Source organism: Phycisphaera sp., assembly GCA_025916675.1.
Classification (GTDB): Bacteria; Planctomycetota; Phycisphaerae; order Phycisphaerales; family UBA1924; genus JAHCJI01.
Genome location: CP098402.1, coordinates 390,834 through 411,151 on the forward strand (window position 1 = coordinate 390,834; position 20,318 = coordinate 411,151).

Sequence of the window (20,318 nt, forward strand, 5' to 3'; positions counted from 1 at the left end):
CCTGCTGCGCGAATCCCGCCCGGGCAAGAGCCCGAACCCGAAATCCTACACGCCACCGCGCCCACTATCGGCCAGCGGGCGTGATTCCCCCCAACTCCACACAATCCCCGAACACTTCTTGGGAATCAAGGCGAACTTCTTGCTCAGGCTCGCACTCCCGGCCACCCCAAACCGCAGCGGGGCGCTCACCCACGGTTCGCCCGCCCGGTCGATCCCGATGCGAGGCCCAAACAGCACCCCCTCCGGCTCGGGCCCAACCTCGAGCCACAGATCAGGCCCCGACCGCTTCTTCTTGAGCAAGTCCACGCCGTTCCAAGACTTGTCCAGCCCCATAGCCGCACACAGCCGCGCCGGCCCGGCCCCCAGCTTCGTTTCGGCCAGCCCCTTGGCCGCCTTCGGATTCCTGAGCCGCAGCGCATCCATCCGCGCCGCGCCCTCCACCGGCTCGATCGCACGCAGCAGCACCGCCTGCGGATCGTCCCGGGCCGTGCAGGCGATGTTCATGCACCAGTGCATGCCATACGTGAAGTACAGGTACGTCGTCCCCGGCGGCCCATACATGGGCTCGTTCCGGGCCGTCCGCCGCCCCTCATACGAATGGCACGCCGCGTCGGCCACCCCCGCGTACGCCTCCGTCTCGACGATCCGCCCCCGCAGCACCACCCCATCCTCAAGCCGCCGGCACAGCGTCCACCCAAGCACGCCCCGGGCCGCCCCGTCGGCCGGCAGGCTCAAGATATCCAGCATCGCACCCACGCTCCGAGCATAGCGAGCCCCCAAATCGCTAGCCGCAGCCAACGAATCCGCCCAAACATCCCGGTCGATGCTGTGATTTGCAACTCGGTCAACCACGAAGGCGTACCCATTGGCATGGGCAAACGCATACTACCGATGGTCGCGCTCATCGCGTGCCTGGCCTTCGCCTCAACCCAGAGCATGGCCCGGATTCAAAGTGAACACCCCCAATCCCAGCACGCGACCGAACCCGAACCCCAAGCCGAGAACGAACCCGGCCAACTCATCCGCATCCAGCACGCCACCCGCTCGCTCATCAAGCAGCTCGAAGCCATGCAGGCCGAGATCTGGACGCGCGCCCCCGCAGTGGGGCGGTCCATCGAGGCCGCCCTCAGCCCCGATCGAGTGCGCGAACTGCTCGACGCCGGCTGGTCCGTGGAAGTCCTCGCCGAACGCCTCCACCAGTTGGTGCGTCCAGCCGCGGTCGGCCCCGAACCAAAGACCGCTGACGTGCCGACCCCCGAAGCCTGGTACGCGCAATACCGCACGCTCGAGGCCTACCGCCAGCGCTGGGCCATGCTCGAAACACTGCGCGAGGCGCAGCACCCAAACCTGGTGCGCTCCGCAGAAATCGGCCACTCGCTCGAAGGCCGCACCATCCCCGCCTACCACGTCACCGGGACGCCCAGTGCACACCCCAAGCCGGTCATCGTCGTCCTCGGCGGTGTCCACGCGCGCGAGTGGATCGCCCACACCAGCACGACGTACGCCTTCGAGCAGTTCGTCCGCGGCTACGGCGTCAACGATCGCGTGACCAAGCTGCTCGACACCGTCGAGTTCGTGTTCGTGCCGATGCTCAACGTCGACGGGTTCGTCCACGACACCATGCCGGGCGACCCGCTCCAGACCCGGTTCTGGCGCAAGAACATGCGCCGCGACGAGGCCGGCGACCTGCACGGTGTCGACCTGAACCGCAATTTCTCGGTCGCCTGGGGCCAGGGTGTGCCCACGCAACGCCCGGATCGCTCCACCTACCCCGGCACCGGCCCCTTCAGCGAGCCCGAGACCGCCGCGCTCGAGGCTTACCTGCTGCCGCTGGCCGACCGCGTCGTCGCGCAGGCCGACATCCACGCCTCGGGCGGCGTGCTCTTCGCCCCCTACAGCCACACGGGCGATCTGCCCGAGCACCGCCGCGCAAGCCTCTCGCACGCCAGCGCCGCCGTCGTCGCCGCCATGAACGCCTCGGGCGATCTCGAACGCACCGTTACCTGGAGAGCACCGGGCAAGTACGGCGGCACCACCAAGGACTGGTCCTTCGACGCCTTCGACGCCGTCACCTGGACCTTCGAACTCGCCAGCAACTTCGTGATGCCCACCGAGTCCATCACGCCCTGGGGCCGCGCCGTCCACGCCGGCCTCGTCGAGCTCGGCGAGTTTACATCGCGGCCACTCCAGATCGCCGTCGAGCACCCGGGCATCTCGTCACAGTTCCCCGACCCCTTCGACGGATGGTCCGATCTCGGCGAACCACAATTCTGGCGCATCGACGTGCGTGATGGCACGTGCCAACTCGACCCCGCCAGCATTCGCGTCTGGCAACGCTTCGAGGGCGAGTCCGGATTCGAGCCGGCCCGCTTCGAGCCGGTCGGCACCGCCAAACATCGTGGCTTCCGAGCCACGCTCGGCCCCATCGACTGCTACCGCCGGCTCGAAGGGTTGGTTGTCCAAGCCGCCACCGTCGACGGCCAAATGATCCGCTTCCCCGAGTCCGGCGTGTTCGACGTGAGCGCCACCGTTGACAACCACTGCCCCTGCCGGGCCGACCTCAACCTCGATGGCACACTCACCATCCTCGACTACGCCGCCTATCAGGATCTCTTCAACCAACGACAAAGGGCCGCCGACTTCGACGCCGACGGCTCGTTCACGATTCACGACTTCCTCGCGTTCCAATCCGCATTCGACGCCGGCTGCGACTGAAGAGTGACACGCTACGTAGGCAAGCGATTATTAAGATTGCCCAGACATCAAGCAAACATCAGAAGAACAGGCTTGCAAACCGGGATCCGCTGTGGTAGTTTGCATGTGAACAAGAAACGACCACCAGGGATGGAGAACGAGCATGCAACGGCCAAGACCTACTCGCACGAGATTCAACCATACCTTCGATGCCTGCCTCGCGGCGCTGCTGGCCGCATGCTGCTGCGGCCTTGCCAACGCCCAGCAACCGCTCTATCCCAGGCAGGTCTTCCCCGTTGATGGCCGACCGCTGGGGGTGTTCCACGCCGACTTCGACGGCGACGGCGATATCGACGTGGCCACCAACACCGGTTCCGGCCACGTCGCCGTCCTGCTCAACGACGGCCGGGGCGCGTTCGTCACCACCTCGCGGACCAGCATCGGCAACGCATCGTTCGCCATCTCGGGAGCCGACCTCGACGGTGATGGCGACACAGACCTCGTTGCCGACATCCACACCCCGAGCAGCATCGCCATACTGATCAATGACGGGTCCGGCGGGTTCGCGCTGCAGGAGACCATCGCGATCCCCTATAGCTCCAGTTCGATCGCCATAGCCGACTTCGATGGCGATGGCGACGCCGACATCGCGCCCATCACCTCCGCTCCCATCGATGGCGTTCCCGTGCTGCTGAACAATGGTGATGCCACGTTCGCGCCCGGCCAAGACCTCCCCCTGTCCCGACGCCCAAGCCAGATCATCGCCGCCGATCTTGACGCCGATGGCAACGCCGACCTGATCGTGCCCAACTGGTCGGCAACCAGTGACGTGTCGGTCTTCCTCAGCCTGGGCGACGGCACCTTCGCGCCCGAAGTGCGATACGCAGTCGGCGATGGCCTCCACGTCGCAACGACGGCCGACCTCGACGGCGACGCCGTTCTCGACCTCGTGGTCTCGAATCTCGGATCCAATGACCTCTCCATCCTGATCGGCAACGGCGATGGCACCTTCGCACCCGAGACGCGGCGGAACTTTGGCCGCCGCTTCATCGACATCGCCGCCGCCGACATGGACCTTGACGGCGACACCGACCTCGCCCTTCTCCCCTTCTCGTTCGCAGGAGGAGCCACTATCCTCATGAACGACGGTGCGGGCGGCCTGACCGGGCCCAACAACTACCAGTTCGGGTGCTGCCCAAGCGATCTCGCCGTGGCCGACTTCGACGGCGACGGAGCCCCGGACCTCGCCGCCCCCAACCCGAACGCCGACGACATCTCGCTCGCCCTCAACGCCGGCGACGGCACGCTGTCGTTGCCGGCTCCCGGCCTGGTGACGTCGGGCATCGCCTATGGCGTCGCTACGGCCGATTTCGACGGCGACGGCGTGCAAGATGTTGTCGCGGGAAGCGCCGGCCTGCAAGTCTACTTCGGCGTGGGTGCGGGTAACTTCGGGCCCGGCGTTCCCCTCGACGTCTTGACACGCGGGCCCATCATCGTGCATGCCCGAGACCTCGACAACGACGGAGACACCGATATCGCGGCGGCTGAGGCGTCCTTCAGCCGTGTCTGGATCCTCCTCAACGAGGGTGGCAGAACATTCGGTTCGCCACGCTCCGTGTCGACGGGCGAGGGCCCGGTTGCGATTGCTTCGGCCGACCTCGACGGCGACGGCGACATCGAACTCGTCACCGTGTGCTCTGGCAGCGGTGAGGTGTGCTACCTGCCGAACTTCGGCGACGGGCGATTCCTCTCATCCCAATGCATCACCACCAGCGACGAGGCCAGGGGTGTGACCATCGGCGACTTCGACGGCGACGGTGATGCCGACCTCGCCGTGGCCAACACCGGCAGCGATGACGCCGCCGTGCTGCTCAACATGGGCAGTTCGACCTTCGCCCCCCCAGTGCGCTATCCGGTCGGGTCCAGCCCGCGCTCCATCACGTCCGCCGACTTCGACGGCGACGGCCTCCTCGACTTGGCCGTCGCAAACGGCCTCGACGACGTATCGGTACTCTTCGGACTCGGCGACGGAACGTTCGCACCACAACAGCGTTACCCCGCCGCTGCTCGACCCGGCTTCCTGGCCGCGGCCGATCCCGACGGCGACGGCGATATGGACCTGCTCGTCGCGAACCCCGAGTACGGCAACGTGTCCGTCCTCTTCAACGCGGGCGACGCCACATTCGACACCGAGCACCGCTACGCCGTGGGCGCGAGCCCCAAGAACTTTGCCACCGCGGACCTCGATGGCGATGGCCAACTCGACATCGCAACCGCACACAACGGGGGCGTGTCGATCCTGCTCAACATCCGGTGCCGCGCCGACCTCGACGCCGACGGCCAACTCACCATCTTCGACTTCCTGATGTTCCAGACCCTCTTCGACCAACAAGAAAAAGCCGCCGACTTCGACGCCGACGGCTTGTTCACGATATTCGATTTCCTCGCTTTCCAGACCGCCTTCGATCGGGGCTGCGAGTAGGTCGAGGCGGGATCAGCCCTGCGGCTTCTCGTCGTTCGCTTCCTCGTCCGACGCGGGCGGCTCGACGCCCATCTCGACCAGAAGCTTGTCGATCTTGCTGGTCTTCTCGTTCATCGGCGCCGCAGGGTGCATGCCGTTGAAGCGGACCTTGCCGTCCGCGTCGATGATCGCCACGTGCGGGATGCCGCCAACTCCAAAGTCGGGGTTGAAGACCTCCTGCTCGGTGAACACCACGGGCCACGTCACGTTGTGCGCTTCCATCACGGCGGGCATCAGGTCGTACTCCTTCTGCGGGTCACCCTCGGTGTCGATCGGGCCCTCATGCTCGGGCACACCGTACACCGCGCCCTGGATGCTGGTGACGCCCACGATGGTCACGGGCTTGCCCGCGTAATGCTCTTGCAACTCACGCACCTTGGGGAAGCTCGAGATGCACGGGCCGCACCACGTCGCCCAGAAGTCGACCACGACAACCTTCCCCTTGAGGTCGGCAAACGACGCGATCGACGAATCGCTCGACCACGCGATGGTCATGTCCGGCATGGCATGATCGATGAGCATGCCACGGGCGGCCGCGCCGTCCATGCGCGCCAGCGTGCCCTTGATGTAATCCTGCGCATCGCCCAGCACGGGCTCGCCGTCATCATCGGTCGCCTTCACGGCCCGGCCCATCATGCCAACCAGGCCAACGCGGATGGCCTCGACCTGCTCCTTGTCGACGCCTTCCATGCGATCGAAGGACCGCCAATACGCGGCGCCCTCGGTGGCCATCTTCGGCGGTGCGTCGGCCAGCATCACGCCCAGGGCCACGACGCCGTCCTTGTTGGATTCCAGCAGGTCGCCGCCCACGCTCCCAACGGCCTGGCCGATGCCAGTAGCCTTGCCGTGCTTGATGGCCTCGTGCAGCTTGGGATGGTCGATGACGGCGGTGAACAGCTCCTTCTGCAACTCGGGATCGGGCTGGCTCGTGCGCGTGCGCACGCCGCGGAGCATCAGGTCCATTGTCGCCAGAGCAACCGAGTCGACCGAGTCCGCCTTGGCTTCTTGCTTCAGTTCCGCAACACGCTCGGTGGCCTTCGCGCGGGCCTCGTCGCCGTTGAGCATGTTGGCGCCGTGGAGCTTCACCAGACCCTCGACGCTCACCTGGCCCATGTCGATCGACTCGAGGGCCTTCTGCTGCGCCGCGACCCAGAGGTCGTACGTGGGCCGCTCGCCCGTCTCCATGAACGCGGCCCAATCGGCCTCATACGAAGCGATCGCCGCGTCGACCTTCGGAGTCGTGCTCTCGGCTTGGTTCGAGTTCTGCCCCAGCGCAACGCCGGCGGACAGTAAGAGGGCGATAGCGGGCGTGAGCGTACGAGATGCGAGGTGGGGCATGGGTGGTTCTCCCTTCGGGGTGCTGCCGCGCCAGACATCGGTGTGTGGGCGGCGTGTCCATGGATGGTACAGCGCTGATGCGCCCAGCGTGATGAACCGTCGAGAATCGATTGTCATCACCCGCCAGACGGAACCCCACCAGCCGTACTGCTACCAGGCGACTCTAAATACTCTTTCATGTCGGCAAGATCCTTCTCCATCGCCTTACGCATCGTCCCCTTCATCATCACGCCCATGATCGGCGACACCACCTTCGCAAACAGCGTCTGCGGCTCAGTATCAATGTCGTAGCTCAGCCGGCACCCACCGGTCTGGTCCCCGCTTCCCGGGGTTTCCTCCAGGCACGTCACCCGGCTGTCGAACTTCACCCCGCACGACATCGCGCTCAGCGTGTACGCACGAGGAGGGTCGAACTCGGTCACCTCCATCTCCTCGACCGCCTCCTTGCCCATCATCGTCCGGCTCTCCTTGAACCGCGTGCCCACGCCGATGTCCGAGCCGTTGTTGGCCTTGCTCAGCATCTCGACCGAGTTGATACCCCCGATCATGTTGGCCGCGTTCGGAAAGTCACTCGCCGCCGCAAACACGGACTCCTGCGAAGCGTCGATCAGGGTTGAGAGAAACATCCGCATAATTCTGGTTCCTTTCTATGGCTCGCGCGATCAAGCCCGGTCGTACGCCTCTTGCAAGTACGCGATGAGTTCCTTGTCCACACCCTTGACACCCTCAACACGCACCCGGTGGCTCACCATCGCGTTAAAGCTGCCCGACTTCTCCAGCCGATCCGTCGCCGTCTTCGGCGGTTCCTTCAGATTGATACCCACATCCACCCGCGTCTTCGTGCTCGGCTGGATCAACGCGAACTGCTTACTCCGCCGCAGACTGACATATGCCTTCTTGGGCGACACCTCAACATCGCTGCCGAACGCCTCCACCTTCTTGATCAGCGCGTCGTAAATCGGCTTCAGGTCAGCCTTCGCTCCGGCATACTGCGCCGAGACCAAGCCAGCACCCTCCCCCTCACTCACCTTCTTCCCACTGGCCGCCCCGGCGGTGCCCTTGGCCTCATGCGCAATCAGGTTCGCGTACCCATGCCCAAGCTCGTGCTCGGTCTTCAGATACTTCACCACCTCACCGTGCTTGGTCAGCCCGCTGCCTTTGACCACCTTGGCCCACTGAGCCAGGCTCTTGCCGGTGTTCTTCTTCAGGTTCTCGGCCATCGCCTTGGCCATCTCTTCGGGTGTCGCCATCGCGTGCCTCCGGGTGGGTTCGGGGTTTGTGTACCCCTGGGATGCCAGTATAGTGGAAGTCCACCGTTCCGCAAGCCGATTTCTTGCTCATGGCCACTACCTGCCCCTGCGGGGCCACCATCCCCATCGACGACATCAACGTCCCCGAGGGCGTCGCCCTCTGCCGCCGCTGCGGCAGGCTCAGCCGCCTGGCCGACCTCGCCGGCGTCGACCAGGCCCCACGCGACAAGGGCTCCAAGAAGGACCAGGCCGAAGAACGCAAGGCCCTCGCCCTCGCCCAGGGCGACCCGCCCGGCGGCTGCGCCATCCGAGACTTCGGCGACCGGGTCACCCTCCGCGCCTCGGCCCGCTCAGTCGGCGGTGCAGCGGGCATGCTGTTCTTCGCCGCGTTCTGGAACGGCATCACCGGCATCTTCGTAGTCATCATGATCTCGTCCCTCTTGCTGCACCTCGGCGTCACCCTGCCCGCCTGGTTCCCCACGCCCTTCGCCAGCAGTGGGGGAGGCAGCGGCAACCAGAACATGCCCCTGGGCATGACCATCTTCATGGCCCTGTTCCTCACGCCCTTCGTCCTCATTGGCCTCACCGTCATCGGTGCGCTGTTCGTGACCATCGCCGGCCGGGTCGAGGTCCGCCTCCGTGGCCCCGACGGCGAGATCTTCACCGGCGTCGGCCCCTTCGGCATGAAGCGCCGTTTCAACGCCGACAGCGTCGAGGCCGTCCTGCTCACCGACGCCGACATCGAAGAGAACGGCAAGAAGAAGCGCGCCATCGCCATCGAGACCAGCAAGAAGACCCTCAAGTTCGCCAGCCTCCTGCCCGACCAACGCCGCCTCTGGCTCGGCGGCGTCCTCAAGACCATGCTCCTCCCAATCCCGCGCGGCTGATTCCTCCTGACGAGGCCCTGGCGCAAGCCTGGGCTCTTCTTCTTTCTCTTCCTCTCCCCACCCCAATCCCTTCTTCTCAATTCCCCCTCTGTGCCTCTGTGGTTATCCCCCCTTTCTCCCCATACGCTACCGGCGAACCCAACCCGAACCGCCGGAGAGCCCCGCCTTGCCCGCCACTGCTACAGCCCCTTCCTCGCTCAAAGACGCCAACGCTCAGAGCCTCGCCCGCGAGGCCACCATCCGCATGGGCGGCGGCGACAAGGCCATCGAACGCCAGCACAAGAAGAACCGCCTCACCGCCCGCGAACGTGTCGCCAAACTGGTCGATGGCAAGCCAACCGGTGATCCACACAAGAACGAGATCCCCAACTTCGTGGAACTCGGCCTCTGGTGCGCCGAAGGCATGTACAAAGAGCACGGCGGCGCCCCGGGCGCGGGCGTGGTCACCGGCATCGGCCTGGTCCAAGGCCGCCGCCACATGATCATCGCCAACGACGCCACCGTGAAGGCCGGCGCGTTCTTCCCCATGACCTGCAAGAAGATCATCCGCGCGCAGCACGTCGCGCGCATGGCACGCCTCCCTCTCATCTACCTCGTCGATAGCGCGGGCGTCTACCTCCCCCTGCAAGAAGACGTCTTCCCCGACACCGACGACTTCGGCCGCATCTTCTACCTCAACAGCGTCATGAGCGCCGAAGGACTGCAACAAACCGCCGCCATCATGGGCTTCTGCGTCGCCGGCGGGGGGTACCTCCCCGTCCTCTGCGACACCCTGCTCATGACCGAGGGCAGCGGCCTCTACCTCGCCGGCCAGGCCCTCGTCAAGGCCGCCATCGGCCAGGACGTCACCGACGAAGAACTCGGCGGCGCTTCAATGCACGCCGCTATCAGCGGCACCATCGACTTCAAAGAACCCGACGACGACTCGTGCCTCACACGCGTGCGCGAAATCGTTGCCAAGCGCGGCGGCGACATCCCCGAAGCACCCGACAGCGTCAACCCCCTGCGCACCGGCAACGACATCTACGACATCTTCACCGACAAATCAGGCCAGCAATACGACGTCCGCGACGTCCTCGCCTGCGTCGTCGACGCCCGCGGCATGCCCAACGCCGAGGGCCACGAGAGCCTCGAGCCCGACTTCGACGAGTACAAGGCCGACTACGGCCAGTCCCTCGTTTGCGGCTACGCCCGCATCGGCGGCCACCCCTGCGGCATCGTCGCCAACCAGTGCGAGCTCACCCAGCGCGTGCAGGCCGGCGGCAAGGCCGGCCCAAGCAAGGCCGCCGCCATGCCCCGCGTCATCTACGACGACAGCGCCGACAAGGCCGCCCGCTTCATCATGGACTGCAACCAACGCAAGATCCCGCTCGTCTTCATCCACGATACGACCGGCTTCATGGTCGGCCGAGACAGCGAGCAGGCCGGCATCATCCGAAGCGGCGCCAAGCTCGTCAACGCCATGAGCAACTGCGTGGTGCCCAAGATCGTCCTCATCACCGGCTCCAGCTACGGCGCGGGCAACTACGCCATGTGCGGCCGCGCCTTCGAGCCCTTCCTCACCCTCGCCTGGCCGAGCGCCAAGTGCGCCGTCATGGGTGCCGCCCAGTCCACCGGCGTGCTCGCCACCATCGAAGAACGCAGCCGCGAACGCAAGGGCGAGACCATCGATGAGGAAACCCACAAGGAAATCCTCGACGCCGTCCGCGCCAGCTACAACGAACAACAAGACATCCACTACGGGGCCGCAAGAGGCTGGGTCGACCGCCTCATCCAGCCCCACAACACCCGCGCCGAACTGATCGACGCCCTCGCCAGCGCCAACCAGGGCTGGGACTACAGCCGCGAGTTCAAGACCGGGATCCTGCAGACCTGACGCCTAGCGATCCCCACCCACATTCAAGTGCTCCGCCAGCCGCGCCACCTGAAGCTCCACCCGCTTGATCTCCCGCATGGTCGCCAGCTTGCTCAGCTCCATCCAGTAGCCCAGTTTCATCAGCATGGTTCCGAGAAACCCGATAAAGAACACGCCGGCCCACAAGATTTGACCGCCCACCTCCTCGGCCAAGAAGAAACGCACCACCGCGAAGACCGCAAGCCCCAGGAAGGCGAACGTGAGCGTGAACGACATCACCAGGTACATCCGCGACAGCGACGTAAAGCTGTCGATCACCTGCTCGATGGGCGATTGCTCGCCAAGTTGATCAAACCATTCCTTGTCCTCGGCACTCAATGCCGAACGGATCGAATCATCGATGTTCTTCATCGTTATCCCTTTCCACAATTGACTTCAGCTCCGCCCGTGCGTGGAACAACCGGCTCTTGATGGTCCCCATCGGCACGGCGAACACCTCCGCAAGCTGCGCCACGCTCAGCCCCTCCAGGTAATGCAACGCCAGCAGCGTCCGCCGCTCGGCCGGCATCACCGCCATCGCCCGTCGCAACGCACCACCCGACTCGTTATCCGACACCGCGCCGTTGTCCGATGGCGTGCTCGCCAACGCAACCCGTCGCTGCGCGCTCTCAGAGCGCACATGGTCCGCGCACTTGTTCGTCACGATCCGGTACGCCCAGGGCCCGAACCGCGCCGGGTCGTCTAGCCGCCGGATGCCGCGCGAGATGGCCAGCCAAGCCTCCTGCACCACGTCGTCCGCCGCCGCCCGATCACGCAAGTACCGCGTCGCGTGCCGAACCAAGCGAGGGTGCCACCGATCGGTCAGCGTGGAAAACGACTCCACGCACCCGCCCGACGCCCGCAGCACCACGAGGTCTTCCGCGATGTCAAGGCTGCTGCGTTGCACGATCGGATCCCCCTCGGCAATAGAGTCGTATCATCGCCACCGCCGGTTCACGAATCCTGCGGTCGAAATCCAAGAATGGAGCCTCCCATGCGAATCGCACTATTGACCATCCTGGCGGCCATCATCCTCTTCCCGTCCGGCTGTGCCATCAGCACGAATGGCGACGGCGATGCAAATCCAGCCCTATCGGCTTCCCCCGTCGGCAAGTGGACCCTCACCAAGATCGAAGACGAGAACTACGACCTGCCCAGCGGCGCCCGCACGCCCACCCTCACCATCACCGCCGACGGCGCCATCTCGGGCCAGGCCGGCATCAACCGCTACAACGGCAAGATAAACGCCGACGCCATGGACCAGGGCCAATGGGACGCCGGCGGCATCGTCACGACCAAGATGGCCGGCGAGATCGGGGCCATGACCTTCGAGCAGCGCTTCATCGCCATGCTCCAACGCGCCGACTCAATCGCCGCGACAGAACGCACGCTCGACCTGATGGTCGGCGAGCGCGAGCTGCTCCGCTTCTCCCGCGCCGGCCAATGACGGGTGCGCCCGACAACCCGCGCCAGCCGCGGCACACGCCCCGCATCGCCCTGCTCACCTGCCGCCACCACGACCACATCGACCACGCCTCCGAAGGCAGGCTGATGCAGGAACTGGTCCGCCAGGGCGCTGTAGTGCAACTCGCCGCATGGGATGACGTACTCACGCCAATCAAGGAAGAAGATGGGCCACTGGTCGGCCAACTGGTCGACGCGAACGTGCTGGTCCTGCGCACCACGTGGGACTACTGGGACCGCCTCGACCGCTTCCGTGAGTTCCTCACAGTACTCGGCGAGAGCGAAGACAACGGTGGGGGGCTGCAAAACTCAACCAATACAGCCCTGGCCAACCTCGACAAGACCTACCTGCAAGAACTCCAGACCGCCGGCGTCCCCATCGTCCCCACCATCTTCGTCACGCAAGGCAACGAACCCGCCGCCATCGACCAGGCCAAGTCAAACAACTGGACCACCATCGTCATCAAACCCACCGTCGGCGCGGCCGCTAGCGGTCTGAAGAAGTTCGACCGCCCCGATACCCAAGCCCTCGACTACCTCCGCGAACTCACCAAATCCGGCGGGGCCCTCGTCCAGAAGTACCTCCCCCGCATCACCACCGAGGGCGAGACCTCCCTCGTCTACTTCGACGGCACCTTCTCCCACGCCGTCACCAAGGTCCCAGCCAAGGGCGACTTCCGCTCCCAGACCGACTTCGGCGGCGTCTACACCCTCGTCGAGCCCACCGAAGCGCAAACCCACGTCGCCGAGTTCGCCCTTACCGCCTGGGAAGACCGCTACGGCGACAAACCCCTCTACGCCCGCGTTGACCTCGTCCCCGGCGACGACGGCCAGCCGCTCTTGGGCGAGCTCGAACTCATCGAGCCCGAGCTCTTCCTCGACATGGCCGAAGGCGCTGCCGAGATATTCGCGTCGGCCATCCTCGCCCGCGTCGAGCAGCCTCACGAGAAAGATCCACGCTCGTACCTGTGGACCTTGGCGGGCATGGGCGTACTCGTCGTCGTACTCGGGGTCTTCTCGGTCGGCGCTGGGGTAATCGTGAACCGGATCGCCGGCTGGCTGGGTGGTGGTCCTTAGCTCGTCTTCCACCCCAAACACCATCTTCGCGCACTGTTCACCCGGCCAAAACACCCGCAGTTTGGTCCGTTCTTACTTTCCTCTCAACACACACGCACGCCAACTGTGAGAGGGAATAGATGACCAAGCGAACCGCTCCCGCGTCGATGCTCCTGGCCCTGGCCGCCGCGACTGCGAGCGCCCAGACCGACTTCTACCTCCACCTGCTCCACCACAACGACGGCGAGAGCCAGCTCATCGACGCCGGCAGCGGCCTCGAAGACTTCGGCGGCGTCGCACGCTTCGCCACCGTCGTGGGCGACCTGCGGGCCGAAGCCACCACCTTCCCCGCCGGCGGCTTCGCCCGCGGCAGCCTCCTGCTCACCAGCGGCGACAACTTCCTGCCAGGCCCGGAGTTCTCGGTCAGCCTCGACAAGGGCGTGCCCTTCTTCGACACCATCGCTCTCGACACGATCGGCTACGACGCCTTCATCATCGGCAACCACGAGTTCGACTTTGGCCCCGACGTGCTCGAAGACTTCATCGCCGGCTTCGCCGACAACCCCGCCCCCTTCCTCTCGGCCAACCTCGACTTTACCGGCGAGCCCGGCCTGCAGGCCCTCGTCGACAGCGGCCGCATCGCCCCAAGCACCGTCGTCGACGTGACGACCGACGCCGGCGTCCGTCGCGTGGGCATCGTCGGCGCCACCACGCCGGACCTGCCTTTTATCTCCAGCCCCCGCGGGGTCGCGGTCGACGACGACCTGACCACCATCATCCAGGCCGAGGTGGACGCCCTGACCGCCGACGGCGTGGACATCATCATCCTCTCCAGCCACCTCCAGGGCCTGACCGAGGAGCTCGATCTCATCCAGACCCTCCGCGGCGTCGACGCCATCGTCGGCGGCGGCGGGGGAGAACTGCTCGCCAACGGCGACGACCTGCTCGTCCCAGGCGACACCCCCGACGAGGTCGCCGGCCAGAGCGGCTACCCGATCTTCGGCACCGACGCCGACGGCAACGACATCCCCATCGTCACCACCAGCGGCGACTACCGCTACGTCGGCCGCCTCGTCCTAGGATTCGACGCCGACGGAAACCTCACCGACATCCTCGACGAGTCCGGCCCCGTCCGCGTCTCCACCGTCAGCCCCGACGCCGTCACCGCCGACCCGGTCATCCAGGCCGAGGTCGTTGACCCCGTGGCCGCGGGCGTCGCCGCCCTGGCAGCCAACGTCATCGGCTTCAGCGAGGTCGACCTCGACGGCCGCCGCTCGAGCGTCCGCAACATCGAGACCAACCTGGGCAACCTCATCGCCGACGCGTTCCTGACCACCGGCATCGATCTGGCCGCCACCTTCGGCGTCGACGCCCCCGACGTCGCGCTGGCCAACGGCGGCGGCATCCGTAACGACAGCATCATCGCCGCCGGCGAGATCACCGAGCTGGACACCTTCGACATCTTGCCATTCAGCAACTTCGTCACCATCGTGCCCGACGTGCCAGCCGTGCAGTTCAAGGAGGTCCTCGAGAACGCCGTCAGCCGCCAGGGCGAGTCCAGCGGCCGCTTCGCCCAGATCGCCGGCTTCACGCTCGAGTTCGACTGGCGCCAGCAGGCCCAGGTCCTCGACGGCGACGCCATCGTCGTCACCCCCGGCGAGCGCGTCCGCAACGTCACCCTCAGCGACGGCACCCAGATCATCACCAACGGCGACGTCGTCCCCGGCGCGCAAGACGTCGACGTCGCCATCGTCGACTTCCTCGCCCGCGGCGGCGACCAGTATCCTTTCCGCGGCCTGCCCTTCACCACGCTGGGCGTCAGCTACCAGCAGAGCCTGGCCACCATGATCGAAGACACCCTCATGGGCACCATCAGCATGATGGACTACCCCGAGGGTGGCGAGGACCGCATCATCCAGAGCTGCTACGCCGACTTCGACCTCGACGGCGAGCTCACGCTGTTCGACTTCCTCGCCTTCCAGAACGCCTTCGACGCCGGCGACACCAGCGCCGACTGCAACCGCGACGGCAGCCTGAACATCTTCGACTTCCTCTGCTTCCAGAACGGCTTCGCCGCCGGATGCCCATAACCCCACACCCAGGCCGGCTCGGGCTCGCATACGTTCTCGCTTGAGCCCGAGCCAGCCTGCTTTCGATCACCATTTGCACGACGCCGGCCGCGTGGACCCCGACCACCGGCCGGCGTTCTTGCGCACCCGCAACCCGACCGTCGCTCCACGCTACTCTGCACGATTATGCATCAGCTCCGAAACACCGTTCTCGTCTTGATCTGTCTTCTGGTCTCCGCCTGCTCTGCACCCCCGCCAAACCCCTTCACCCCACTACCCGACCCCGTCAACCTCCCCGAAGGCCCCCGCCTCGAATCTACCGCCACCCAGCTCGGTGCCAGCCGCGAGGGCCACCCCATCTACGCCCGCGCCCACGGCACCGGCCCGCGCCGCCTGCTGGTCATCGGCCTCATTCATGGAGATGAACCGGAGGTCTTCGACCGCTTCGACCAGCTCTGGCTGCGCCTCACGACCGCCGGCTATGGCAAAGAACTAAGCCTCAGCGGCATCGCCACCATGAACCCCGACGGCTACGAGCAACGCCGCCGCGGCAACGCGCGCGGCGTCGACCTCAACCGCAACTGGCCCGCCCCCAACTTCCGCCCCTCGCGCACCAATGGCCCCGAACCCCTCAGCGAGCCCGAGGCCGCCGCCGTCCACCGCCACATCCTCAGGTTCGATCCCGAAGTGATCATCGTCTTCCACTCCACCCCCGGCGGCCCCTTCGTCGACCCCGACGGGCCCAGCGAACCCGGCGAACGCCTCGCGAGCGCCTACGTGAACGCCGCCCAGCCGATCGACCCCGCCTGGCGCGTCCATGCCGACTTCACAAACCCCGCTGGCTCGCTAGGCACCTGGTACGGCCTCGACCAGCAACGCACCGTCCTCACCGTCGAGTACCGTCCTGGCACCGACCCCGGCTCAGCGCTCTCGTCCGCGACGGCGGGAGTCCTGGGCGTCATGCGCGAGATGGCCCGGCGCTAGCGCCTCACACCGCGACTACACCCGCTGCCCCTCACCGCGATCGGGCCCAACAGGTCCGGGCCCATCATCGTCGTCCACGTCCTCGTCCTCGTACCCACGCTGCACGAGCAAGCCGCACCGAGCATGCACCCGCACGCGCTCCATCCGCTCGAACCCCGGCCCGCTCTCTTCGGACAGTGCCTTAACGGCTTCCTCGAGCGTCCGCAATCGCGGGTCCTCGCGCGGGTCGTGGTGCCCACTGGGCGACGCCAGCAGCACCGACATCACCCCACCGGGGCACAAGAGCCGCCAGCACTCGGCTAACTGCGCGTCACGCTGCGGCCCCTCGCCGGGTAACCGCCGATGCACGATCGCATCGAACGCCCCATCAAGCTCACCAATCAGAGCGGGCGGCGCGCTCGTCGGCGAGTGCAAGTCGCACACCTCCAGCGCCGTGTTCGCCGGGTGATACCGATGCCGCGCATACCGCACGCTCGCCGCGTCAGGCTCCAGGGCGACCAGGGCCCCCGTCGGCCCCAGCCGATCGCTCAGCCACGCCGCCCCATGACCCGTGCCCGCGTGCAGCAACAGCACCCGATCCCCCGGACGCATCAGCGGATCCACCAACGTGAACTCGCCGAGATCACCCGCCCCGAGCAGATCCGCAATCGGCCGCGCCCCGCTCACCTCCAGCACCATCTTCGCCCGATCCGGGAACCGCACCCGATACCGCTTGCCCATACCCCGAGACAGCGCCCGCCGCAGCGGCACCGCGTCGAGCTCCTCATACCGAACGCCCTGCACCGTCACGATGCGCCGCGTCCGCGAGAGCGCCATCAACCACCGCCACAACCGCGACCGCACCACGCTCGGGCTCGCCCGCTCGTTCCCTTGCTCCACGCGCCGCCCGCTCGTGTTGCGATACCCAAGAGGTTGGTCGGCCGGCCGCGCGGGCGTCATGCTCGTGGTCCGGACGGCGGCCCAAACAGCGACAGCGCCGCCGGCCGGCCCACCGGCACCGATTGGATCGGTGGTCTTGGCCCCGCGATCGAGATCCACCGCGTCGGCTCGTCAGCCAAAGCGATCGTCCGCGCATAGTCCGCCCCCTCGTGCATCTCGCCCACGATCTCCGGGCTGTTGCACTCGCGAGACAAGTGCAAGAACACCGCGTGGCTCCCCGGCCCGATCGACTCGGTCGCGTGCAGGCACTGCTGGTTGCTCAGGTGCCCCGCGCCACCCATGATCCGCCGCTTCAAGAAGTCCGGCCGCGTCGACCTCGCCTGCAAACGCGGGCAGTAGTTGCTCTCGATCGCAAGCACCCCAACGCCCCGATGGAACTCCACCAACCGATCCGTCACCTCGCCAAGGTCGGTCAGAAACCCAAGGTCACCCTGCGGCGTCGAGATCCGAAACGTCGCCACCCCCTCCGCGTCATGGCTCGCCAGCCGGCTCGAAAATATCATGCCACCAGCCGGCTCGAACGCCTCCCGCTCGAACGTCCTGAGGCGCCCCGCCCTGTGCAACGGCCCAAGCCGCCGCTCCCGCGAGTGAGACGCGTGCACCCACACGCTCGCGCCAAAGCCAAGCCGCCTCGGCACCGCCGTCGCCCACGACGAATAAAAATGATCGCTATCCAGGTGCGTCAGCACGACCGCCGAAACGTCTTCCAGCGAGTGCCCAAGCGCCGCTAGCGCCACAGCCGTCCGCTTCGGGCTGATCCCCGCATCAATCAACACCAACGCGCCGTCGGCCGACCGCAGCACCGTGCAGTTCCCGCTCGACCCGCTGGCCAGCACGCACATGGCAGGTTGGTTGTCCCTCACTCGTTCCACCGCATGGCCCTTCCTTGGGCAGCAGGCCAAGCTACGCACTACCGACGCGCGTTCCGATCGGCGCCGCGGCCCACGCCGCGCACCGTAGTCGCAACAAATTCGGCCATCTCCGACACCAACGGGTCCTTCTCGCCAAGCTCGCGCAGCTTTGCGAGCGCTTCCTTCCGTGGCAGGCTCTTCGAGATCACGGTGCGGAACGCGAACCGCACGGCGTCGATCGACTCACGCGGTGCGCCCGATCGCCGCAGCCCGACAAGATTCACGCCATTGGTCACGTTCATCTGGTCGCACAAGCAAAACGGCGGCACGTCCATCGTCGTCCCAAGGCAGCCCGAGATCATCGCCAGCCGTCCCACACGGCAATGCTGATGCACCGCCGTGTTCCCACTCAAGATGGCATTGTCGCCAATAGTCACATGCCCGGCCAGCAGCGCGCTGTTCACCAGCATCACCTCATTGCCAACAAGGCAGTCGTGGCCCACATGGCTCGCGACCATCAGATAACACTTGTCGCCGATGGTGGTGGGGCGGTCCTCCTTGGTCGCCTGATGGATCGTCACATGCTCGCGGATCACGCACTCCGAGCCGATCTTTACCCCCGGCGTAGGGTCGCCCGGCGAGAACTTGAAATCCTGCGCCGGCATCCCGATCACCACATACGGATACACCAGCGTGCCCGCGCCAATCGTCGCCGGCCCCTCGATATGGGCCGAGTTGATCAGCCGCACGCCCCGCTCAAGCCGCACACCCGCCCCCACGTGGCATCGCGGCCCGACGACCACATCCTCGCCCAGGAAAGCCTCCGGGTCGACGTATGACGACTGGTGAATCTCGGCGGTCTCGTGATGCCCGGTCTGTTGCGAAGAAGCTGTTTGCATAGGCCCCATCGTACGGGCCCACCCCCCGCCTGTCCGCGACTACCGTTCCCCGTGAGCGAGCATACCCCAGGCCTGGACACCATCGACCTGGGCCGCATGGCCTATGAGCAGGCCCTCGCCATCCAACGCGCCCGCCAGGCCGAGCTCATCGAAGCCCGGGGCGACCCCGCGGGCGACCTGGGCACCATCTACCTCGTCGAGCACCCGCCCATCATCACCGTCACCCGCCGCAAGGGGGCCGCAAGCCACGTCCTCGCCGACGCCGACCGCCTCGCCGCCCTGGGCGTCCAACTCCACCAGACCGACCGCGGCGGCGACGTCACCTACCACGGCCCGGGCCAGATCGTCGCCTACCCCATCCTCGACCTCGAACGCCTCACCAACACAGACACCGGCAAGCCCCTTGGCCTCCACGGCTACATGCGCCTCCTCGAACAAGCCGTCATCGACACCCTCGACACCTACGGCATCCAGGGCGACCGCGACCCCGAAGCCACTGGCGTCTGGGTCAAACCCGCCAATGGCCCTCCCGCCAAGATCGCCGCCATGGGCGTACGCGTCCGCAAGTGGATCACCACCCACGGCCTCGCCCTCAACGTCGACCCCGATCTCACCCACTTCAGCCTCATCGTCCCGTGTGGCTTGCACGAGCGCTCCGTCACCAGCATGAGAGCCGTCTTGGGCGACGCCTGTCCTAGCTTCCGGGCCACCCAAGCCGCCCTGGTGACCAATCTTGCCCGATTAGTCCAAATCGCCCGGGCCGATCAACCCATTTTCCGTTGATCTCTAGCCCATTTTCGGGTACAACAGATACCTCGTCATCCGACCAATCACCCGGCCCGCCCGACGGGCCCGCTCATGGGGGTATCAAGATGCTGTCCAACACCAAGACCACCATCATCACCGCCACGCTCGCCCTCGCCGCCACCGCCACCCAGGCCAACGCCCAAGACTGGGAACGCTTCACCTTCGGTCCCGTCGGCGACCTCATCATCATCAGCCTCTTCATCACCGACGACAACCCCGTGCTCCAGGTCACCGACGCATTCCTTTCGGGCGACCGCTTCTCAGTCCGCCTGGTCGACCGCGCCGGCACCGTCGACCAGTTCGACTGCTCCGAGCCCACAACCATCGGCGACGAGATCGGCTTCGATTACGACACCGCCTTCGCCGACGAACGCTGGTCCAGCGGCCAGGTCTTCCTGACCCACCGTGGTCCGCTCTCGATGGAGATCACCGTCACCGCCAGCCCCTTCGACGGCGGCGGCGCAGCCTACCGCCTCATTTTCGGCGATCCCCCCTGCCGCGTCGACCTCGACGGCGACGGCCAGCTCACCATCTTCGACTTCCTCGCCTTCCAAAACCTCTTCGACGCCGGCGACCCCCTCGCCGACTTCGACGCAGACGGAGATCTCACCATCTTCGATTTCTTAGCGTTCCAGAACGAGTTCGATGCCGGCTGCGAGTAACCC

At 66.2% G+C, this 20,318-nt stretch carries 19 protein-coding genes; 10 read left to right on the top strand and 9 right to left on the bottom strand.

Translation table 11 applies throughout. The annotated features are described in order from the left end of the window. Positions 1-45: 45 nt before the first annotated feature. Positions 46-747, bottom strand: coding sequence for a DNA-3-methyladenine glycosylase (locus NCW75_01690; protein UYV14214.1), 702 nt, complete (start codon positions 745-747; stop codon positions 46-48). Between the two features lie 123 nt (positions 748-870). On the opposite strand from NCW75_01690, the gene NCW75_01695 reads away from it, so the two are divergent. Beyond that, positions 871-2,715, top strand: a complete 1,845-nt coding sequence (locus tag NCW75_01695) for a hypothetical protein (GenBank protein UYV13011.1) — start codon at positions 871-873, stop codon at positions 2,713-2,715. A gap of 142 nt (positions 2,716-2,857) precedes the next feature. Then, the gene (locus tag NCW75_01700; GenBank protein UYV13012.1) at positions 2,858-5,176 is read left to right on the top strand and encodes an FG-GAP-like repeat-containing protein; all 2,319 of its coding nucleotides are present in this window, start codon (positions 2,858-2,860) and stop codon (positions 5,174-5,176) included. A 12-nt stretch (positions 5,177-5,188) separates the two neighbouring features. Here the strand turns inward: NCW75_01700 and NCW75_01705 are convergent, their stop codons facing one another. The 3 genes from NCW75_01705 to NCW75_01715 all read right to left on the bottom strand — a co-directional run bounded on the left by NCW75_01705 (position 5,189) and on the right by NCW75_01715 (position 7,803). Beyond that, positions 5,189-6,553 carry a TlpA family protein disulfide reductase gene (locus NCW75_01705; protein UYV13013.1) on the bottom strand — a complete coding sequence of 455 codons (1,365 nt, stop codon included), beginning with the start codon at positions 6,551-6,553 and terminating at the stop codon, positions 5,189-5,191. Positions 6,554-6,669: 116 nt separating this feature from the next. Continuing rightward, positions 6,670-7,185, bottom strand: a complete 516-nt coding sequence (locus tag NCW75_01710; protein ID UYV13014.1) for an SRPBCC family protein — start codon at positions 7,183-7,185, stop codon at positions 6,670-6,672. 30 nt (positions 7,186-7,215) lie between these two features. Further along, positions 7,216-7,803, bottom strand: a complete 588-nt coding sequence (locus tag NCW75_01715) for a DUF4287 domain-containing protein (protein UYV13015.1) — start codon at positions 7,801-7,803, stop codon at positions 7,216-7,218. A gap of 89 nt (positions 7,804-7,892) precedes the next feature. Between NCW75_01715 and NCW75_01720 the strand changes: the two genes are divergently transcribed. Continuing rightward, complete coding sequence (locus tag NCW75_01720) at positions 7,893-8,690, top strand: hypothetical protein (protein UYV13016.1); 798 nt, start codon at positions 7,893-7,895, stop codon at positions 8,688-8,690. Positions 8,691-8,856: 166 nt separating this feature from the next. Then, a complete protein-coding gene (locus NCW75_01725) occupies positions 8,857-10,566 on the top strand; it encodes an acyl-CoA carboxylase subunit beta (GenBank protein UYV13017.1) in 1,710 nt (569 codons plus the stop codon). A gap of 3 nt (positions 10,567-10,569) precedes the next feature. Here the strand turns inward: NCW75_01725 and NCW75_01730 are convergent, their stop codons facing one another. Next, positions 10,570-10,956 (bottom strand): hypothetical protein, encoded by a 387-nt coding sequence (locus NCW75_01730; protein UYV13018.1) that lies wholly within the window; start codon positions 10,954-10,956, stop codon positions 10,570-10,572. Beyond that, complete coding sequence (locus NCW75_01735) at positions 10,940-11,491, bottom strand: RNA polymerase sigma factor (protein ID UYV13019.1); 552 nt, start codon at positions 11,489-11,491, stop codon at positions 10,940-10,942. Before NCW75_01735 ends, NCW75_01730 begins: the two co-directional genes overlap by 17 nt. A gap of 87 nt (positions 11,492-11,578) precedes the next feature. Here NCW75_01735 and NCW75_01740 point away from each other — a divergent pair, with 87 nt between their 5' ends. The 4 genes from NCW75_01740 to NCW75_01755 all read left to right on the top strand — a co-directional run bounded on the left by NCW75_01740 (position 11,579) and on the right by NCW75_01755 (position 16,157). Continuing rightward, complete coding sequence (locus tag NCW75_01740) at positions 11,579-12,031, top strand: META domain-containing protein (GenBank protein ID UYV13020.1); 453 nt, start codon at positions 11,579-11,581, stop codon at positions 12,029-12,031. Beyond that, positions 12,028-13,125, top strand: a complete 1,098-nt coding sequence (locus tag NCW75_01745; GenBank protein UYV13021.1) for a hypothetical protein — start codon at positions 12,028-12,030, stop codon at positions 13,123-13,125. The genes NCW75_01740 and NCW75_01745 overlap by 4 nt, the downstream gene beginning before the upstream one ends. A 119-nt stretch (positions 13,126-13,244) precedes the next feature. Further along, entirely contained in the window at positions 13,245-15,194 is a 1,950-nt protein-coding gene (locus tag NCW75_01750) for a 5'-nucleotidase C-terminal domain-containing protein (protein UYV13022.1), read from the top strand. Between the two features lie 165 nt (positions 15,195-15,359). Next, positions 15,360-16,157, top strand: a complete 798-nt coding sequence (locus tag NCW75_01755) for a hypothetical protein (GenBank protein ID UYV13023.1) — start codon at positions 15,360-15,362, stop codon at positions 16,155-16,157. A 15-nt stretch (positions 16,158-16,172) separates the two neighbouring features. Here NCW75_01755 and NCW75_01760 read toward each other — a convergent pair whose 3' ends face one another. From NCW75_01760 to lpxA, 3 genes are read right to left on the bottom strand one after another with little or no spacing between them, the layout of a single operon-like run. Continuing rightward, positions 16,173-17,096 carry a class I SAM-dependent methyltransferase gene (locus tag NCW75_01760; protein ID UYV13024.1) on the bottom strand — a complete coding sequence of 308 codons (924 nt, stop codon included), beginning with the start codon at positions 17,094-17,096 and terminating at the stop codon, positions 16,173-16,175. Beyond that, positions 17,093-17,968: an MBL fold metallo-hydrolase gene (locus tag NCW75_01765; GenBank protein ID UYV13025.1), complete on the bottom strand. Its 876-nt coding sequence runs from the start codon at positions 17,966-17,968 to the stop codon at positions 17,093-17,095. The genes NCW75_01760 and NCW75_01765 overlap by 4 nt, the downstream gene beginning before the upstream one ends. 38 nt (positions 17,969-18,006) lie before the next feature. Next, the gene (lpxA, locus tag NCW75_01770) at positions 18,007-18,846 is read right to left on the bottom strand and encodes an acyl-ACP--UDP-N-acetylglucosamine O-acyltransferase (GenBank protein ID UYV13026.1); all 840 of its coding nucleotides are present in this window, start codon (positions 18,844-18,846) and stop codon (positions 18,007-18,009) included. Positions 18,847-18,897: 51 nt separating this feature from the next. On the opposite strand from lpxA, the gene lipB reads away from it, so the two are divergent. Together lipB and NCW75_01780 are read left to right on the top strand one after the other, a co-directional pair. Beyond that, positions 18,898-19,629 (top strand): lipoyl(octanoyl) transferase LipB, encoded by a 732-nt coding sequence (gene lipB / locus NCW75_01775; GenBank protein UYV13027.1) that lies wholly within the window; start codon positions 18,898-18,900, stop codon positions 19,627-19,629. 89 nt (positions 19,630-19,718) lie between these two features. Then, positions 19,719-20,315 (top strand): hypothetical protein, encoded by a 597-nt coding sequence (locus NCW75_01780; GenBank protein UYV13028.1) that lies wholly within the window; start codon positions 19,719-19,721, stop codon positions 20,313-20,315. Positions 20,316-20,318 lie beyond the last annotated feature (3 nt).

What these genes read in the sequence shown, in the direction of transcription:
- NCW75_01690 (UYV14214.1), bottom strand. Translation starts at nt 747, where the DNA reads ATGCTGGATATCTTGAGCCTGCCGGCCGACGGGGCGGCCCGGGGCGTG.
- NCW75_01695 (UYV13011.1), top strand. Translation starts at nt 871, where the DNA reads ATGGGCAAACGCATACTACCGATGGTCGCGCTCATCGCGTGCCTGGCC.
- NCW75_01700 (UYV13012.1), top strand. Translation starts at nt 2,858, where the DNA reads ATGCAACGGCCAAGACCTACTCGCACGAGATTCAACCATACCTTCGAT.
- NCW75_01705 (UYV13013.1), bottom strand. Translation starts at nt 6,553, where the DNA reads ATGCCCCACCTCGCATCTCGTACGCTCACGCCCGCTATCGCCCTCTTA.
- NCW75_01710 (UYV13014.1), bottom strand. Translation starts at nt 7,185, where the DNA reads ATGCGGATGTTTCTCTCAACCCTGATCGACGCTTCGCAGGAGTCCGTG.
- NCW75_01715 (UYV13015.1), bottom strand. Translation starts at nt 7,803, where the DNA reads ATGGCGACACCCGAAGAGATGGCCAAGGCGATGGCCGAGAACCTGAAG.
- NCW75_01720 (UYV13016.1), top strand. Translation starts at nt 7,893, where the DNA reads ATGGCCACTACCTGCCCCTGCGGGGCCACCATCCCCATCGACGACATC.
- NCW75_01730 (UYV13018.1), bottom strand. Translation starts at nt 10,956, where the DNA reads ATGAAGAACATCGATGATTCGATCCGTTCGGCATTGAGTGCCGAGGAC.
- NCW75_01740 (UYV13020.1), top strand. Translation starts at nt 11,579, where the DNA reads ATGCGAATCGCACTATTGACCATCCTGGCGGCCATCATCCTCTTCCCG.
- NCW75_01745 (UYV13021.1), top strand. Translation starts at nt 12,028, where the DNA reads ATGACGGGTGCGCCCGACAACCCGCGCCAGCCGCGGCACACGCCCCGC.
- NCW75_01750 (UYV13022.1), top strand. Translation starts at nt 13,245, where the DNA reads ATGACCAAGCGAACCGCTCCCGCGTCGATGCTCCTGGCCCTGGCCGCC.
- NCW75_01755 (UYV13023.1), top strand. Translation starts at nt 15,360, where the DNA reads ATGCATCAGCTCCGAAACACCGTTCTCGTCTTGATCTGTCTTCTGGTC.
- NCW75_01760 (UYV13024.1), bottom strand. Translation starts at nt 17,096, where the DNA reads ATGACGCCCGCGCGGCCGGCCGACCAACCTCTTGGGTATCGCAACACG.
- lpxA (UYV13026.1), bottom strand. Translation starts at nt 18,846, where the DNA reads ATGCAAACAGCTTCTTCGCAACAGACCGGGCATCACGAGACCGCCGAG.
- NCW75_01780 (UYV13028.1), top strand. Translation starts at nt 19,719, where the DNA reads ATGCTGTCCAACACCAAGACCACCATCATCACCGCCACGCTCGCCCTC.